We start from the raw sequence: 16863 nt of genomic DNA, 5'->3' as shown, positions 1-16863 counted from the left end.
TTGGAGCGGGAGCGCCGGAAGATGCGGTCGAGAATGCGGCGGATCAGTTTCATGTGGGGATCTCTCCATACAGGTTGGGGCGGAGGTCACGTCCGGCCGGCAGCTGGTCCGGGCGTGTATGTCGTCAAGGCGCCGGTCGGTCAGTTGAGCCGGAGGCGGTCGGTCAGCAGGCCCGCGACGATGTCATGGCCTTCATCGGTGAAGTGGATGCGGTCGACGAAGAGCCACTGCCCGGGATCGGCGGCCTCGGCCAGGACCGGGTTCATGTCGAGGAAGGGCACACCGATGCGCTCGCACCCGGCGCTCAGCGCGCGGGCGTAGCGGCGCCCGGCGTCGACGGTGCAGATGTCACCGTAGGCACGGCCGAAGTCGGCGATGGCGTCGAGCTCGGCGAACAGGCGGCTCTCCTCGGAACAAGGCTGTTCCCTCACCCAGGGGGCCAAGGGCTGGAGTACGAAGGTGAGTTTCGCGCCGAGTCCGGCGGCGAGCAGTCGCCAGTTGTCCAGGTGGCGGATCGTCAGCTCGGTGGCCCGGTCGATCTGCTCGTCCAGCGACGGCGGAGTGTGGTCGGTCTGCGGCTCTGCGAGCGCCTTGTGCGCCGCCCGCCGGGACAGTCCGTTCTCCCGGAACTTCGCCAGCCGGGCGGCACGGACCTGCTCGGCGTACTCGTGCCCGTTGAAGAAGGCCCCGTGGTCCCCCTGGAGGTGCTGCGGCAGCCGGGCGAGACCGAGGTTGTTGAACCCGGTGAACAGGACGATCTCGTCAATGCTGGGGACGAGGTGCCGATAGAGGGTGAACAGCAGCAGTTCCTGCGCCGAATTGAAGCTGCGCCCCCCGAAGTTGAGCCACGGGCTGGACGGGGCGTGCTTGTCCCAGAGGCGGGAAGCGAGCGTGTGGGCATCCGAACTCGCGCCGATACCGAACACCGTGGAACTTCCGGCGATCAGGCGCACCGGGCCGTCCGGTACCTCGCCGCCGGCTGAGGCGCGTTGCCCCTGTCCCTCCGAGAGGCGGAAGCCGATCTTGTCCGTACGGACGACGTCGGAGGTGTGCCCGGCGGGGTGGAAGTACATCAGGTAGGGCAGCCACCTGATGTCCCCGCGGTCGTCGAACTTCTCGGCGTACTGCAACATCTGCGGCGTGAGCGCGGCGCGCTGTGACGTCATGGCAGGAGGACTCACTTTCGGAAGATCGGAAGAGAGGCGCTGAGGAGGGAGGTTGCTAGACGTGCTCCCGGTCAGGTGGCGGAGGCCGGGCCTGGCAGGGCGGGGGCTGGGGAGGAGTGGGTACGCGTGGCCTCGGCGCGTCGTACCACTGTCGGCGCGAGCGCTCCGGTGATCACGAACAGCGCCCCGACGGCCAGCCAGCCCGGCACCCCGTACCCGAGGCACAGCCAGGTGAGCAGCGCCGGTGCGAACGACTCGGCGAGCCCCATGCCGATGCCGAAGACTCCGAGGTACTGGCCGAGCGCATGCGGCGGAGCGAGATCGTTGGAAAGCTCGAACCCACCGGCCGCCTGCCAGATCTCCCCCAGAGTGTGCAGTGCGATGCCCAGTGCGAGCAGCAGGACCGCCTGGTGCGCAGGAACCAGGGAGACGCATGCGATCAACGTGCTGGCCACCCCCAGCGTGGCACCGGCCCGGCGCAGCGCCCTTCCCGCGGCCGATGGTGTGTCCACACCGCGGGAGAGGCGCACCTGGAGCGCGACGACGATCACCGTGTTGAGGACCACGGCACCGGAGACCGTCCACCTCGGCGCGTCGGTGTGGTCGATGATCCACAGCGGTACGGCGACGGTCAGCACGCGGTACTGGATCGACAGCACTCCGTCCAGCGCGGCAACGGCGAGGTAGGGGCGGTCGCGAAGGGCCGTCCAGCGGGGCCCGGGCAGCGCCGGCACCGGCTTGGGCCTCGGCAGCCGCAATGCGAGCCCTGCGGCCACCAGGAAGAACACGCTGTCCGCCGCGACCACGAGCCGGTAGGCCTGCACGGTGTCCTGGTGCACCGCCCAGCCGGCCAGCGCCGCCCCGGCGGTGATGCCGACATTGGTGACCGCCCGGACGTAGGCCCGCAGTTCCTGGGCGGAGGTGCCGCCGATCGCGTTGATGACCGGGCCGCGGGCCACCAGGAGAACGCCCTGGGCAACCATCGCGACGACGACCACGGCCAGGAACGACACCGCACCCTGCACCAGCAGGAAGGCGGCCGTGGCAGCTGCGCTGACCAGCAGGCTGGCCATGAGCACCGGCCAGGGGCCGATACGGTCGGCGAGGCGGCCGGCGAGCACGCCGAGGCCCATGGAGACGATGCCGGCCACGCTGAGGCCCAGACCGACGTCGAGCGCGTCCAGGTGTACGACCTCGGTGAAGTACAGCACCCCGGAGGTGAGGAAGATCCCCTTGGCCGTGGCACTCGCGAGCGTCAACAGGGCCAGGGCGCGCCTGGGACCGGGTGGGGGGAGCAGAGCTGAGGGAATCACGGGAACAAGGCCGATCGTCGTGCGAGGGGGTGTGGGGCAACGCCGGAGAGCCGCCGCAGCATGAGCGAGCGTCGACCTGCTGAGCGGCCGGGGGCGCCGGGAGCGTCGGGGCCGCCGGGTGGGGAGCACGGACAGCGGCCCGCCGGTGGCGGGCGGGGGTCAGGTCACGAGTTCCGCGAGTTGCGGCACTCCGAGCGTGGGAGTGACCAGCTTGGCCACGCCCTCGACAACCGGCTCGACGCGTGGCCGGACGAGGAGAGGGCCCAGGCGGCGGGCAGTGGGCGCGCCCAACGGGAAACAGGGCGGCGCGCACAGCACTACGGTGCCACCGAGCAGCGGGGAGTACGGCCCCTCAGCAGCTCGGTCGGGAATGAACTGCGGCATGATGCTGCAAAGAAGCGCAGAGGCCGTCGAGTTGACGACCTCGGCCAAGAAGCCGCCGCGGAAGGCAGCTGCCGTGCTCTCGTCGTTCTCGTCGCCGGCCGGCGGGGTGCCGGGCGCAGGCCTGCCGCCGGCTCTGACCCAGCGCCGTCCCCAGAGCGACGCGAAGCCACAGGTAACCAGCCAGAGCAGAAAGCCGCCGCTGACTGCGGCCGGACAGTGGGGGCAGACATGCTTCTCCTTCACAGTGACAGAGGGCGCGACGACGGCATCACGACTCCGCCCTCATGACCGGTACGGCAGTGGGTTTCGGGACAATGGGCACGCCTACGCTTCAGGGGCGCGGCCTCCAGCCGGGCGCCGTATCCGGAACGGATCGCGCCGCGTCGCGCACGGCAGGTCGTGTGCGGCCTGGGAGGCGTGCGGATGTGACGTACGTTCGCGCAGCCATGAGCTGTGCTTGAGCCCTGAAGGGGCGGGTGTGGGTGCCGAGTTGGTCAGCGACGTCGTGGTTCGGCGATGGAGTTGGACATAACCCCTCCTCGGTTCGGATGAGAACATGACATGCCGACCAGACCTCACGAAGGAATGTTCCTAACGGCCCGCTGGAAACCTAGTTCGAGATTAACCAGAGCGTCAACGAACTCGCGGTCTTGTCTTGATGCGCAAGATTTATGGCAAAGTTGAAGGAAAGTCGGCACCGACAGGCGCTGGAGGGGTGTATCCGCAACCTCACTGGAGGATCACAGTCGGCGTGAGATCCTCCGACCTTGCGGAGGCAACCCACCGAAGAGGGGCAACCGGGACGTCGCACCTGCTACCCCGATCCGGCCCCCGTCTGCTCCCCTCCAGGCCCGCATCCCTTGTCAGTTGAGCGCGGAGGGACCTCACCGAGAGAAGCGATACGACGACAGCAGGCAAAAATCGCTGTCCGGTTGTCGGAGCACGGTGATAGACAACCGGCGTGGCGAAGACTCTGGAGTTCCCCGTTCTACTGCGGCTGATCGACGAACGGTCGATCGCGTTCCGGGCCGCGGTCGCGTCCGCGCGCAGCCTCGACGTGCAGGTGCCGGCCTGCCCCGAGTGGACGCTGCTCGATCTGGTGCAGCACCTGGGCAAGGGGCACCGCCGCTGGGCCGCCACCATCGCCACAGGGCCTGCCGACGCTCCCCCGGCCCAGACCGCTGCGGGAGGTACCCCGGCTGCGCCCCCTGCTGGCCTGGTCGGCCGAGTCCACGGAGCAGTTGCTGAGCGCACTGCGGGAGTCCGGCCCGGATCGCGGCTGCTGGACGTGGTGGGGTGGGTCGCAGTCGCCGCAGACCTGCGGTGCCGTCGCCCGGCACCAGCTTCAGGAGGTGGCGGTGCACACCTACGACGCCCAGGTCACCCTGGGCGCCCCACAGCCGCTGCCGGACGAGACGGCACTCGACGGTGTCGACGAGTTCCTGTCCACCTGCTGCGCAACGACGGACGCCTGGCCGCACGAGCCCTCTTCCGTCGACTACCACGCCACCGAGGGCCGATCCTGGCGCCTGTCGCTCTCCGCCGACGGCGCGCGGACTACCCGCCTCCCCACGCCCGGCGCGATGCCCGCCACCGCCGCCGGCGAGCACCCGGACGCGGCCGACGCCTCCGCCCGGGGCACGGCCAGTGAGCTGGTCCTGGCCCTGTACGGCCGTATTCCGGTGGACTCCCTGAAGCTCGACGGCGACCGACGTCTCTTCGACCTGCTCCTGGCCTGGGACCCGGAATAGGACCGGCGACAAAGACCAGCGCTGCGGTGGGACCATCGCCCGCCCAACTGGTCCCCTCAGGCTGGGTGCGCAGGCGGCGGAGGGCGTTGATGCAGCCAGGCGAAGGCGCTTGTCGAAGTCGTTCGTAGCCCCGGCCGGCGTACAGGCGCCGGGGCTTGCGGCGGGGCCGTCCTCGCCCACTGCCGGGCGGTATCGGAGGGGCCGGGACGAGTGGATCCGCTCACGGGGATGTCGCACAAGTCTGATTGGCTGCTGCCCATGACGGACCTCATCGAGACACAGTCGCCGAAGCGCCGCATCACGGACCCGGCAGAGGCTCTTGCGGCGCTTGAGCGCGCCATCCCCGGCTTGGCCGACCACCGCCGCGCTGAGCCGGCTGCGCTCGACTGGGCCTTGATCGAGGAAAGCTTGGGTACCGCCCTGCCGTCCGACTACAAGTACCTCGCAGAGTGGTACCCGACGTTCGCCATCGGCGACTACATTCTCGTCGGCCTGCCCGAGCCCGGCGAAGAACACCAGATGCTTCGTGACATCCACAGCGCTCTGGCAGTACTTGTCGAAGCCTGGCTGGTACCCGAGCTCGGTCTGCTGCCCCATCCCGCACCGGGCGGCCTTCTGCCGTGGGCGGAGTCGGACGAGAGCGACAAGTTCATGTGGAGTACGGCCGGAGAGGCCCCACAGCAGTGGCGCGTCACGGTGGCCAGTCGGGGCGGAGCCTGGTGGCATTACGAGGGCGGCACGGTGCAGTTCCTGGCCGAACTCTGCGAGGGCACACTGGAGCCCTGGGGCCTGCGTATGGTCGACCCCGAGGTGACACCCTGCTGAGCTGTGGTGGGACCGCCACCGGATAGCCCCACGTGTGCCTGACCTTCCCGCCAGGTGGCGGCCGTGCTCGTCTTCGGGTCGCCGCACCGGGGGCCGTCCGGGTTCGTGACGTTCGGGACGACGATGTTGCTGGACCACAGGTACGAGCGCTCCCCGGCCGCCTCCGTGAACGTCACCTCCGTACCCGGGTTGCCCGGTACGGGGCGGCCCCCGGGTCCCCGGTGGTCGGACGGCTCCGTCAGTACCGCCCGCCCCTTGGTCTCAGGCGGGCAGCCAGACCTCCCGCACCGGGCGCAGCGGGTCGTGTGCGACGCGCGGCTCGCCGTCCCAGAGCATCACCTCCCGACCCTCGGCGGTGTACCGAGGCCAGGCCGAGCCGGGGTCCAGGTCTCGTACGAACGCCACCCAGGCGGCGTGCACGGCGTCGGCGAGGTGCTGCGGCGGGGCGGCGCCGAGGGCGGCGCCGACGCCTTCCGCACCGAGCAGGTCGAAGGCGAACGGCAGGTCGACGCAGTGGTACGCCGCACCCGCGAAGCCCGGCGCGGTGCCGGCCCACTCGAACTGGTAGAGCCAGGTCGGCCGGGAACGCCGGGCCCGCGCGTCGGCGATGGCCAGCGTGGGCGCGCGGAAGGTGGTGTCCGTGACCGCCTGGCCCATCAGGGCCGCCGGCTCACCCCCGTACGTCTCGTACGTCTCGAGGAAGAGCCGGGCGCGGTCGGCGTCGAGGCCGAGGGCGGCGAGCAGGCCGCACACGTCGGCGTCGGTGGCGCCCGGCTGCGGCATGCCGTTGAACTCGTGCGCCGTGAAGCCCGCCATCAGCGGGATGTCCGCGCCCGCGTCGCCCTCGGTGAGCGCGTCCGGCACCGCGTGCGGGATCAACTCCCCGTCGGCGAAGGGCGCGAGGACGAGCATCGGCAGCCGTCCCCGGTCAGGCCCGGGCGCGGCCAGCGCGTCCTGGTGGGCGAGCAGGTCGCCGTCCGGAACGTCTCTCAGCGCGGCGGCGGTCGCCGGTACGCCGGTACGGGCCGTAAACAGCCGGTTGACGGCCTCGGCCACCTCCCGGCCCTGCGGCTGCATCACGGCACCCGACACCGAGATGGCGGCCCGGAACAGGCCGCTCGCGGCCGGCGTGGCGAGCAGCGTCTGTACGGCCCCGCCGCCCGCCGACTGACCGGCGACGGTCACCTTGGCCGGGTCGCCGCCGAAGCAGGCGATGGTGTCGCGTACCCACTCCAGTGCCGCGATCCAGTCGCGTACCCCCCGGTTGTCGGGCGCGTCCGGCAGGTGGAGGAACCCCTCGATGCCGAGCCGGTAGCCGAGGGAGACCAGGACCACGCCGTCCCGGTTGAAGGCCCCGCCGTCGTACCAGGGGCTCGCGGCGGACCCGGCGACGAAACCGCCGCCGTGGATCCACACCAGGACCGGCAGCCCGGCGCCCGGGGACGGGTCCGGGGTGAAGACGTTGAGGTTGAGCGTGGACTCGCCGGGGATGGTCGGCTCGGGGATCGTGGTGACCTCGGCGAACGGCCGGCGCTGCGCGGTCGGCCCGTACGCCGTCGCGTCGAGGACGTCCGACCACGGCTCGGGCGGTACGGGTGCGGCGAACCGGAGTTCACCGACCGGCGGTTGCGCGTAGGGGATGCCGAGGAACCGTACGCCGGTGGCGTGGCGCTCCCCGCGCACGGGGCCGCGTGGCGTACGGACGGTCAGGTGCGGCATGGCGGGTCTCCTTGGAGGTGCGGTCAGGAGCGGGGCGCGTCGTTCGTGACGTAGTGCTTCACCCGGGCGAGCTCCCTCGTGGCGTCGGCCCTCACCCCGTACGTACGGTCGGCGGTGACCGGCGCGACGGCGATGTGGCCCCGGCCGAGCAGGGCGGTGGAGTCCGCGTCCTTCACGGTCTCGGTGCACCGGTCGCCGGGGCGGTTGGCGCACACGCCCATGGTGATGTCGTAGGTGTCGCCCCCCGCCTGCTTCGGCTGGTAGGCGTGCCACACGACCTGCCCGTGGCCGACGCTGGTCCACACCGGGGCCTTGGCCCGCTGCCCGGCGCTCACGTCCGGGTAGTCCACCTTGAGCGCGAACCGGTCGGTGAACAGGTCGCGTTCGCGCATACCGCCGAGGAAGGCGGCGGCGAACCGGGCGTGGGCGCGGTAGTTGGCGAGTGGGAAGCGCATCTGGGAGGCGTCCCCGGACGAGGAGAAGGCTACGGCGGGCACGCCCTGGTCGACGGCGGCGATGGCGGCGCCGACCGTGCCCGAGTCGTTGACCTGGGCGCTGACATTGGGCCCGGAGTTGATGCCGGTCACCACCAGGTCGGGGCCGTCCGTCCAGCCGGCCTTCGCGGCGAGGCCCCCGCGCAGCGCGAACTTGACGGTGTCGGCCGGGGTGGCGCTCGGGCTGTCGGCGCCGCACGGGCCGTCGGCGAGGCAGATGCCGTAGACGGGCGAGCCGGAGGGGGTGCCGGCGCAGTCGTTCCCGTAACCGGCGGGCAGCTGGGTGCGCCGGGCGAGCGTGAGCGTGCCGCCATTGGTGACGGCGGTGCCCTTGCCGGACTGCACCTGCCACGGCGCCATGACGACGACGTCGGCGCCCGCGTCGCACAGCGCCTTGCGGATCTCGTACAGGCCGAGTCCGTCGGAGTTCGACGCCTTGGCGGCCTGCATGGAGTCGTCGTTGGACAGCAGCACGCGCAGACCGGTGAGCGGGCGGTTGTCGGCGCTGGTGCCAGGGCCTGCGGTATCGGCGGCGGCGGCCACGCCGAGACAGGAGAGGACGATTCCGGTCGCGGTGGCGGCGAGGAGTCTGCGCGGGGTGGAGGGCATGGTTGAGGGGTGTCCCTTCGGTCGTGCGATGGCACGCTGGGGCCGGGGGCGGCGCGCGTCAGGTGTCGCCGCCCCCGGCGGCTCGGGAGGGGGTGCGGCGGCTCAGATGGCCAGACCCGACCCGTACGGGAAGACGGGGTCGGCCGTGTCGTGCGGTACGTCGGGGCGGGAGGCCTCGACGGCGGCCATGGAGCGGGGCATCTCGAACGGCAGCCGCCCCTCGGCCGTGGCGCGTCCGAAGGCGACGTCCAGCAGCGCCTCGTCACTCGCGCCGTAGTCGGCGATGAGGGCGGCGGCCCGTTCGGCGATCTCCGGGACGATGGCGGGCCGTTCGAGGTTGAGCAGGACGACGGTCGGTACGGCGTCGAGCAGCCGCAGGACCGGCTCGAGCTCCTCGTCGGTGAAGTCGAGGCGCCCGGAGTGGAACAGCGACTCGAACCTGTTGTCCCGGTGCTCGTACGGGGTGTGGAGCCGCAGCACCGCGAGGTCGGCGTCGGCCGGGTCGGCCACCACGTCGCCGTACTCCGCCGCGACGCGGGCGTCGACGCCCTCGGCGTACAGCTTCGGGCGCCGGCCCGCGGTCCCGGCCGGCAGGGTCTTGTCGCGGTTGACCAGGACGGTGAGGGAGCGGCGCTGCGCGGCCTCGCCGGCGGCGCGGAACTCGCTGTTGCCGACGACCTCCTCCGCCAGGTCCGGATCGACGTACGGGCGGTCGAAGAGCCCGAGGACGAACTTCTCGCGCAGCAGGCGGCGTACCGAGGCGTCGATCCGCTCCTCGGTGACGCGGCCGGTGCGGACCAGCTCGACCACGGTCTCGGGGCAGGCCTCGCCGCCGAACTGGTCGGCGCCCGCGTCGAGGGCCTTCGCCGCGCGCTCGGCGACGGTGAGGTGCTCGACGCCCCAGGCGCGGGCCTGGTGCAGTTCCCCGAAGATCGACGCGTCGGTCAGCAGCCCCCAGTCGGTGCAGACGATCCCGTCGAAGCCGAGCCGTTGGCGCAGCAGACCGGTGACGACGCCCTTGTTGAAGCCGAAGCCGACCTCTTCCCAGTCGGTGCCGATGGGCTGGCCGTAGTACGGCATCATCTGCGACGCCCCGGCGGCGATGGCGGCCTTGAACGGCTCCAGGTGGTAGTCGCGCATGCCGCCCGGGTAGACCTGCTCCTTGCCGTGCGGGAAGTGCGGGTCCTCGCCGTCCTTCTGCGGGCCGCCGCCCGGGAAGTGCTTCACCATGGTGGCCACGCTGTGCGGGCCGAGCGTGTCGCCCTGGAAGCCGCGGACGTACGCCTGGACCAGCTCGCTCGTCAGGGTGGCGTCGGCGCCGAACGTGCCGGACTGGCGCGACCAGCGGGGCTCGGTCGCGAGGTCGATCTGCGGGTGCAGGGCGACGCGCAGGCCGACGGCGAGGTACTCGCGGCGGGCGATGTCGGCGAAGCGGTGGACGAGTTCGGGATCGCGGGTGGCGGCGAGGCCGGTCGGCTCGGGCCAGGCGGAGAAGGCTCCGGCCTGGATCGACGCGCCGATGTTGGCGGTGAAGGAGTGGCGGGGGTCGGTCGAGACGGTCACCGGGATGCCGAGGCGGGTGCCGGCGGCGATCTCCTGGACGGCGTTGTGCCATTCGGCCAGCTGCCGGGGCCCGGTGGTGCCGACCAGGTTGACGTGGCTCATCAGCTTCGACTTCAGCAGGCCGGTGGTGTCGGACGGGACGAGGGCGTCATCGCCCGCCTCGACCGGGCGGCCGTCGGGGTGCATCGCCAGCATGGTGTGGAAGAGCAGGCCGGCCTTCTCCTCCAGCGTCATACGGGCGAGGAGGTCGGCGACACGCGCGTCCACGGGGAGGGACGGGTCCTGGTAGGGGTGGCCGTCGTTGCGGGCCGGTGCGGGAGGCATGGGTTCTCCGGGGACGGGACGTTACGGGACGGGGGACGGCAGGAAGTCAGCGAACGCTGCGGATCGGGACGACCGACAGGGCACCGAGGACGGTGATCACGGCACCGGTGATGAAGAGGGCGGTGTAACCACCGAGCGAGGCGACGACCAGCGAGGCCATGAAGGGCGCGATGATCTGCGGACCGGCGTTGGCGATGTTCAGGACGCCCATGTCGCGGGCGGCGTCGTCCGCGCTCGGCAGCACCAGCGTGACCAGGGCCGTGTCCACGGCCATGAAGCAGCCGAACGACAGCCCGGTGACCACGCAGAAGACGAGCATGCCGGTCCAGGTGGGGCTGACCACCGGCACCACCATGCCGAGCGCGGTGAAGACGCAGGAGACGGCGATGAACGGCTTGCGCCGGCCGATCCGGTCGGAGAGCACACCGCCGACCACCGTCGACAGCAGCGTGCAGACCGCGCTGACCGGCGAGATGATCGCGACGGCGGCGGTGGGGGACATGCCCTCGGGCAACTCGATGTGGTCCTGGAGGATGTACAGCTGGTACAGGAAGACGGCGAAGTAGCCGAGCATCATCAGGAACCGGCCGATGAACGCCCACCGGAAGTCCCCCGCCTTCAGGGCGGAGCCGAACGCGGCGAGCTGCCGGCCCAGCGGCACCGTCTCCACCTCCGGGAGCTTCTGCTCCCGTACGAGTGCGGTGAAGAGCACCGCCACGCCGGCGATGACCGCACCGAGGACGAGGTAGCCGGTGCGCACGTCGTGCGGGACGAACGCGGCGGCGGCGGTGACGCCGATGATCGTGCCGATGGGGGTGCCCATGCCGACCATGGCGGAGGCGAGCCCGCGGCGCTCCATCGGCACCCGGTCGGGGACGACGGCGGTGATGGCGGCCTGGTAGACGTTCATCATCGCCTGTACCAGGCACCAGCCGATGGTGACCAGCAGGATCGTCTTCATCGCGCCGAGCAGCGCCAGTGCGCCCAGGGCGGCGAGGCCGCCGCCGAGGATCCAGGGGTTGCGCCGCCGGGACCGGTCCGACAGGAGCCCGGCCAGCGGGTTGAACAGGGTCGCGAAAACAGCGGCGATGCCGGAGACCAGTCCCAGGTTGGCGATCTTGTTCGCCGGGTCGAGCAGCTCGACCTGCACGGGGAGCAGCACCTGCCCGACGCCCATGTAGACCATGAACATCGCGGTGTTGCCGAGGGCGAGCAGGAACAACAGTTTGCCCAGCGGGCCCCCGGCATGCGTCGCCGCGGAGGCTGGTACGGACGGTGGTACGGGGACGTGGTCGGTCTCGGATCTGGACATGTCCGGCTCCTCGGGGTGCGGCGGCTCTCGCGGACGGAAGAGGGGAAGTGGGACGGGGACGCCGAAGGCGAGGAACGGGGATCTCTGGAACGGCGCATTCGCGGGGGGCGCAGGCGAGGGGGACGACCGTGATCGCCGGAATGCTCCGTGCCGGGCGTGGGGGTGACCCCGCCGTTCGGGCGAGCACAGGCAATCATGAATACCGAGTGGGCAGTAGGTTTTGTGAATGTGGCGTGGGTCACAACGATCCGGTCCGGCTCACCGGCTGGTTAAGGTGCTTCCCATGGATCACGAGGACGAGCGGACGGCGCGTACGAAAGCCCCACGGAACGGCAAGGCCGCAGCTCGCGGCGGCTACGCCGTGGGGGACGAGCGGCGCCTGCGCATCCTGGACGCGGCGGTGGAGCACTTCGCCCAGTGGGGCTTCCACGCCTCCTCCCTCGCCCGCATCGCCAAGGACGTCGGCATCACCCAAGGCGGCCTGCTGCATCACTTCCGCAGCAAGGAGGACCTGCTCGTCTCCGTGCTGGAGCGCAGCGAGGAGCACGACATCGAACGGTTCTTCTCGACCGGGTTCGACTCCGCCGCCGACTGCTTCCTGCGCCTGCTCGAGCTCGTCGACTACAACAGCCGGCGCCCCGGCCGGACCCGGATGTTCAACGTCCTGGTCGGCGAGTCCTCCGACCCCGGCCACCCCGCCCACACCTTCTTCACCCGGCGCTACCGCACGATCCTGCGTGACCTGTCCGGCACACTGCGGCGCGGCGTCGACTCCGGCGAACTCCAGCCCGGGACCGACTGCCTGACGGAGGCTCAGGAGATCATCGCCGTCATGGACGGGCTGCAGCTCCAGTGGGCGCTGGAGCCCGAGTCCATGGACATGGCCGACCGGCTGCGCCGCTATCTGGACCGCGTGTACCGCTCGATCTCGATCGCGGGGGCGGCTCTGCCGCCGGGACCCGAGGGCGACGCCGACGCAACGGACCGCTGAGCCGGGCGGCGGTCAGGCCTCCGTAGCCTTCACCTACCGCACGCCGACCGTACCGGACCGAGCCGGGCCGAGCCGGGCCGAGCCGGGCCGAGCCGGGCCGCCGCCGAGCGCGGGGATCAGGCGGCGGCCCCGCTGTCCACGGGGAGGTCGGCCAGCCGCCACTCGAGCATCCCGTCAGTCAGCCGGACCGCCTTGCGGCCATGAGCGTTCAACAGCCGTACGGCGTCGTGGGCGAGGACGCAGTAGGCGCCGCGGCAGTACGCGACCACCTCGACGTCGCTCGGCAACTCCTCGATCCTTCCCGCGAGTTCACCGACCGGGATGGAGATCGCGCCGGGGATGTGGCCGGCGGCGTACTCCTCCACCGGGCGGACGTCGAGGACGACGACCCCGCCCGCCCGGGCGCGCGCCAGCAGTTCCTCGCGGTCGACCTCCTCGGCGTCGTCCGCGCCGAGGTAGGCGGTGCGGGCGGGCTCGACGCCGGCCTGATGAGTCCGGGCGACCTGGCGCAGCAGGGCGTAGAGGGCGGCGACGTCGTCGCCGGCCAGCCGGTAGTGGATGCGTACGCCGTCGCGGCGGGTGGCCACGAGCCCGGCCTGTTTGAGGGTCTGCAGATGCGCCGAGGCAGTGGTCAGGTTCAGCCCCGCGGCCCTGGCGAGCGCGTCGACGGTGCGCTCGCCCTGCGCCAGCAGATCGAGCAGTTCCAGGCGCTTCCCGCTGCTCAGAGCCTTGCCGGTGCGTGCGAAGGCGTCGTACAGCGCGGCTTTGCGCGCGGGGTCTCCCATGGCATCCTCCACTATTCCATGGAATAGTGTAACCAAGGGCGGGTGCGGGAGCCATCCGCACCTTCCGTGACACCTGGAGGATCCGATGGGCTTCGCCGACGATCACCTGATACCGCTGGTCGACGAGGGCCTGGGCAACAGCGCCTACCTCGTCGACCTCGGCGACGGACGGGCCCTGGCCGTGGACGCGAGCCGTGATCTGCGTGCACTGCGTGCTGCTGCCGCGCGGCGTGGGCTCACGGTCGCCTTCGCCGCCGACACCCACCTGCACGCCGACTTCCTGTCCGGTGCGGTGCAGCTGGCCGCTGACGACGGCGCGGCCGTACTCGCCTCCGTCGGCGGCAACCGGGCCTTCCCGCACACCGGGCTCACCGACGGCGACGAGATCGGCCTCGGCGGCCTGACTCTGCGCGCGCTGGCCACCCCCGGCCACACCGACGAGCATCTGTCCTTCCTGCTGCTGGACGGCGCCCGCGAGCTCGGCGTCTTCACCGGCGGTTCCCTGATCGTCGGCTCGGCCGCCCGTACGGACCTGCTCGGCGCCGACCGCGCGGAGGAGCTGGCCCGCGCCCAGTACCGCTCGCTGCGGCGCCTGGCCGAACTGCCGGACGCGACGGCGGTGTGGCCGACGCACGGCGCCGGATCCTTCTGTTCCGCGCCGCCGGGTGCCGAGCGCACCACCACCATCGCCGCGCAGAAGCAGGCCAATCCCCTGCTCGCCGCACCGGACGAGGACACCTTCGTACGCCGGTTGCTCGGCAGTCTCGGCTCCTACCCCGCGTACTTCGACCGCCTGAGTGAGGTGAACCGGCGCGGGCCCGCCGTTCTGCGTTCGGCGCCGGTCCTTCCCGCGCTCTCCGTGGACCAGGTGCGCCACCTGATCGGCGAGGGGGTCCAGATCATCGACGTACGCCCCGTGGCGGATTTCGCCGCGGGCCACATCCCCGGTGCCGTCTCCATCCCGCTGCGGGACGCGTTCGCCACCTGGCTCGGCTGGCTGCTGCCCGACGACACCCCACTCGTGTTCGTCACCGCCGCCGGCCAGGACCTGGCCGAAGTCACCTGGCAGGCGCTGAAGATCGGCCATGAGCGGCTGGCAGGACACCTCGGCGGCGGTATGGACGCCTGGACCTCGGGCGGTGGGGAGCAGGAACGCATCGAGCTGCTCACCGCCGACCGGATCGCCGGCCGCCCCGTCCTCGACATCCGCCAGCGGGCCGAGCACATCGCCGGACACATCCCCGGCGCGGTCCACATCGAACTCGGCGATCTCACCGGACACAGCGACGAGGCACCTCGGCACCCCGTCGTGGCCTGCGGCCACGGTGAACGTGCCATGACCGCGGCCAGTCTGCTGCAGCGATCCGGTCACAAGCATCTCGCCGTCCTCGACGGCGGGCCGGCCGACTGGTCCAAGGCCACCGGCCGTCCGTTGGAGGAGACCGCGTGACCGCCCCCGCCACCGGCGGGACCCGCCGCGGCGTACGCCTCGGGCTGCGGGCCAACCTCGCTCAGTTCAGCCTGCTCGTCGTCATCAACGCCCTGGTCGGCGGCATGCTCGGCCAGGAGCGCACCGTCCTGCCGCTGCTCGCCGACGACGTCTTCCACCTGTCCGCGTACACCGCGGCCATGACCTACATCCTGGCCTTCGGCGCCACCAAGGCCGTCACCAACTTCTTCGCCGGCACCTGGTCCGACCGCTACGGCCGCAAACCGGTTCTCATCGCCGGATGGCTCATCGCCCTGCCCGTGCCCGCGATGCTCGCCTGGGGCCCGTCCTGGGGCTGGATCGTCGCCGCCAACGTCCTGCTCGGCGTCAACCAGGGCCTGACCTGGTCCACCACAGTCATCATGAAGATCGACCTGGCCGGCCCGGAGCGCCGCGGCCTGGCCATGGGCTTCAACGAGGCCGCCGGATACGTCGCCGTCGCCGCCACCGCCATGGCCACCGGCGTCATCGCCGAGCACGCCGGGCTACGTCCCGCGCCATTCCTGCTCGGCGCCGCCTACGTCGTACTGGCCCTGGGCCTGTCCACCCTCGCGGTACGGGAGACCCGCGACCACGCCCGCTTCGAAGCAGCCCGCCACGTCACCCCCGCGGGCAGCGGGCACGACGGGGAGCTGACCACCGGCCAGGTCGCCCGCCTCACCAGCCTTCGCGACAAGGCCCTGTCCGCCGCAAGCCAAGCCGGCCTGGTCAACAACCTCAACGACGCCCTCGCCTGGGGCATCTTCCCTCTGCTCTTCGCCACGCACGGCATGTCCATCGCACAGATCGGCATCCTCGCCGCGCTCTACCCGGCCGTCTGGGGCGCCGGCCAGATGCTCACCGGCTGGTGGTCCGACCGTATCGGCCGCAAACACCTGATCACCGCCGGGATGCTGCTCCAGGCCGCCGCCATCGCCCTCGTCGCCGCCGGCACCACCTTTGCCGTCTGGGCCACCGCCCAGGCCCTCCTCGGCATCGGTACCGCGCTGGTCTATCCCACCCTGCTCGCCGTCATCGGCGACGTCGCCCACCCCGCCTGGCGCGCCCGCGCCGTCGGCGTCTACCGCCTCTGGCGCGACGGCGGCTTCGCCGTGGGCGCCCTCCTCGCCGGAGCCCTCGCCGACGCCTACAGCCTGACCACCGCCATCTGGGCCATCGCCGCCCTCACCGCCGCCTCCGGCCTGGTGGTGGCGGTACGGATGTACGAGACACGCCCTCGCACCTGACGATGCTGCCGCAGTGAAGCGGCAAGGGCCACCTCCGGGTCACGTACAAGGCCACCCTCCAAGAGGCCGGCTCAATGGGCGAGGTGTCGTCGGATCAACGGTGCGGCGCTGAGGACGAGGAGGGCGAAAGCGGCGAGTCGTTGCAGTCCTGGCTGTGCGAGGAGGCTGCTGTGCTGGATGCCGTGGATCGCGTACCAGTTGGCGGCGATGTCGGTCACCGTGATCACGCAGGCCAGGTCGATGCCCCTGCCCTTACCTCTGATCAGGAGTGCGGATGCGAGCAGGTCGAAGAGGGCGAGTGAGGACCAGTAGAGGTTGAGCCAGCTCGGTGCCCAGTCGTACGGGTGCAGGCCGTGGCGGATGAGGTCGATGATGTGGGAGACGGCACCGACGAACAGCAGGCCGGCGGCGATGGCCAGGGTCAGCGCCACCGCCCATCGCGGGGCATGACGCATCCATCCGGTCACGTCTCGATTCCTCCCGGTTCCGGGCGGCGGTGTCGTACGGCCACTCTGCGGCAGTGAATCGAACTGCTCAGTCGCCACCTCGACTGAAACAGATCTGCGGCCTCCTGCGCCGGTTCAAGCACCTCGCTTTCCGCTGATACGTCAGGACAGACCGGGTCGCGCCTCGTTGACGGCCACGGCTGGCGGAGCCGAGTGCGAAGGGGGGCGCGGCGCCCGAGAGGCACGCGAGGTTGTCCGCCTGGCCTGCAGGCGGACAGCCCCGGCACCGCTGCGCACACCCGCGGGCGTCCGGCATGTGGAGGGTGCAACGTCCGGCAGGCCCGCTTCGGTCCTCGCCGACGCGCTCGGCATCTGCTCAAGTCGGCACTGCGCCATGCCGAGCGCGCCCGAAGCGACGAGCAACCACGCCCGTGCTTCTCCGGCCGGCGAGGGTGCGGATGAGGTG

General features: G+C 71.4%; 13 protein-coding genes and 1 pseudogene. 5 read left to right on the top strand and 9 right to left on the bottom strand.

The annotated features are described in order from the left end of the window. Window positions 1-140: 140 nt before the first annotated feature. The 3 genes from BKD26_RS26065 to BKD26_RS26055 form a co-directional block, all read right to left on the bottom strand. The gene (locus BKD26_RS26065) at window positions 141-1166 is read right to left on the bottom strand and encodes an SGNH/GDSL hydrolase family protein (protein ID WP_084902732.1); all 1026 of its coding nucleotides are present in this window, start codon (window positions 1164-1166) and stop codon (window positions 141-143) included. A 71-nt stretch (window positions 1167-1237) separates the two neighbouring features. Beyond that, window positions 1238-2425 (bottom strand): MFS transporter, encoded by a 1188-nt coding sequence (locus BKD26_RS26060; protein ID WP_241518835.1) that lies wholly within the window; start codon window positions 2423-2425, stop codon window positions 1238-1240. A 213-nt stretch (window positions 2426-2638) separates the two neighbouring features. Next, window positions 2639-3106, bottom strand: a complete 468-nt coding sequence (locus BKD26_RS26055; protein ID WP_084902729.1) for a hypothetical protein — start codon at window positions 3104-3106, stop codon at window positions 2639-2641. Window positions 3107-3824: 718 nt separating this feature from the next. Between BKD26_RS26055 and BKD26_RS26050 the strand changes: the two are divergent. Beyond that, window positions 3825-4614, top strand: a pseudogene (locus BKD26_RS26050) (maleylpyruvate isomerase family mycothiol-dependent enzyme). A 258-nt stretch (window positions 4615-4872) separates the two neighbouring features. Continuing rightward, the gene (locus BKD26_RS26045) at window positions 4873-5439 is read left to right on the top strand and encodes an SMI1/KNR4 family protein (protein WP_179166698.1); all 567 of its coding nucleotides are present in this window, start codon (window positions 4873-4875) and stop codon (window positions 5437-5439) included. A 261-nt stretch (window positions 5440-5700) separates the two neighbouring features. Here BKD26_RS26045 and BKD26_RS26040 read toward each other — a convergent pair whose 3' ends face one another. From BKD26_RS26040 to BKD26_RS26025, 4 genes are all read right to left on the bottom strand, one after another. Beyond that, a complete protein-coding gene (locus BKD26_RS26040) occupies window positions 5701-7158 on the bottom strand; it encodes a carboxylesterase family protein (protein ID WP_084902727.1) in 1458 nt (485 codons plus the stop codon). 23 nt (window positions 7159-7181) lie between these two features. Further along, entirely contained in the window at window positions 7182-8261 is a 1080-nt protein-coding gene (locus BKD26_RS26035) for a 5'/3'-nucleotidase SurE (RefSeq protein ID WP_084902723.1), read from the bottom strand. 102 nt (window positions 8262-8363) lie between these two features. After that, entirely contained in the window at window positions 8364-10148 is a 1785-nt protein-coding gene (locus BKD26_RS26030; protein ID WP_084902720.1) for a glycoside hydrolase family 3 N-terminal domain-containing protein, read from the bottom strand. A 46-nt stretch (window positions 10149-10194) separates the two neighbouring features. Beyond that, a complete protein-coding gene (locus BKD26_RS26025) occupies window positions 10195-11460 on the bottom strand; it encodes an MFS transporter (protein WP_084902717.1) in 1266 nt (421 codons plus the stop codon). A 283-nt stretch (window positions 11461-11743) separates the two neighbouring features. On the opposite strand from BKD26_RS26025, the gene BKD26_RS26020 reads away from it, so the two are divergent. Continuing rightward, window positions 11744-12451, top strand: coding sequence for a TetR/AcrR family transcriptional regulator (locus BKD26_RS26020; protein ID WP_084902715.1), 708 nt, complete (start codon window positions 11744-11746; stop codon window positions 12449-12451). 116 nt (window positions 12452-12567) lie between these two features. On the opposite strand, the gene BKD26_RS26015 is transcribed toward BKD26_RS26020, so the two are convergent. Next, window positions 12568-13236 carry a metalloregulator ArsR/SmtB family transcription factor gene (locus tag BKD26_RS26015; protein WP_084902712.1) on the bottom strand — a complete coding sequence of 223 codons (669 nt, stop codon included), beginning with the start codon at window positions 13234-13236 and terminating at the stop codon, window positions 12568-12570. An 85-nt stretch (window positions 13237-13321) separates the two neighbouring features. Between BKD26_RS26015 and BKD26_RS26010 the strand changes: the two genes are divergently transcribed. Then, window positions 13322-14686 carry an MBL fold metallo-hydrolase gene (locus BKD26_RS26010; protein WP_084902710.1) on the top strand — a complete coding sequence of 455 codons (1365 nt, stop codon included), beginning with the start codon at window positions 13322-13324 and terminating at the stop codon, window positions 14684-14686. Continuing rightward, window positions 14683-15951 carry an MFS transporter gene (locus BKD26_RS26005; RefSeq protein WP_084902707.1) on the top strand — a complete coding sequence of 423 codons (1269 nt, stop codon included), beginning with the start codon at window positions 14683-14685 and terminating at the stop codon, window positions 15949-15951. The genes BKD26_RS26010 and BKD26_RS26005 overlap by 4 nt, the downstream gene beginning before the upstream one ends. A 71-nt stretch (window positions 15952-16022) precedes the next feature. Here the strand turns inward: BKD26_RS26005 and BKD26_RS26000 are convergent, their stop codons facing one another. After that, window positions 16023-16418: a hypothetical protein gene (locus BKD26_RS26000; RefSeq protein WP_241518834.1), complete on the bottom strand. Its 396-nt coding sequence runs from the start codon at window positions 16416-16418 to the stop codon at window positions 16023-16025. Window positions 16419-16863: the final 445 nt, after the last annotated feature.

Origin of the sequence: Streptomyces sp. CB03238 (assembly GCF_002099185.1) — a bacterium.
Taxonomy (GTDB): Bacteria; Actinomycetota; Actinomycetes; order Streptomycetales; family Streptomycetaceae; genus Streptomyces.
This window is presented reverse-complemented; position numbering and strand designations above follow the sequence as displayed.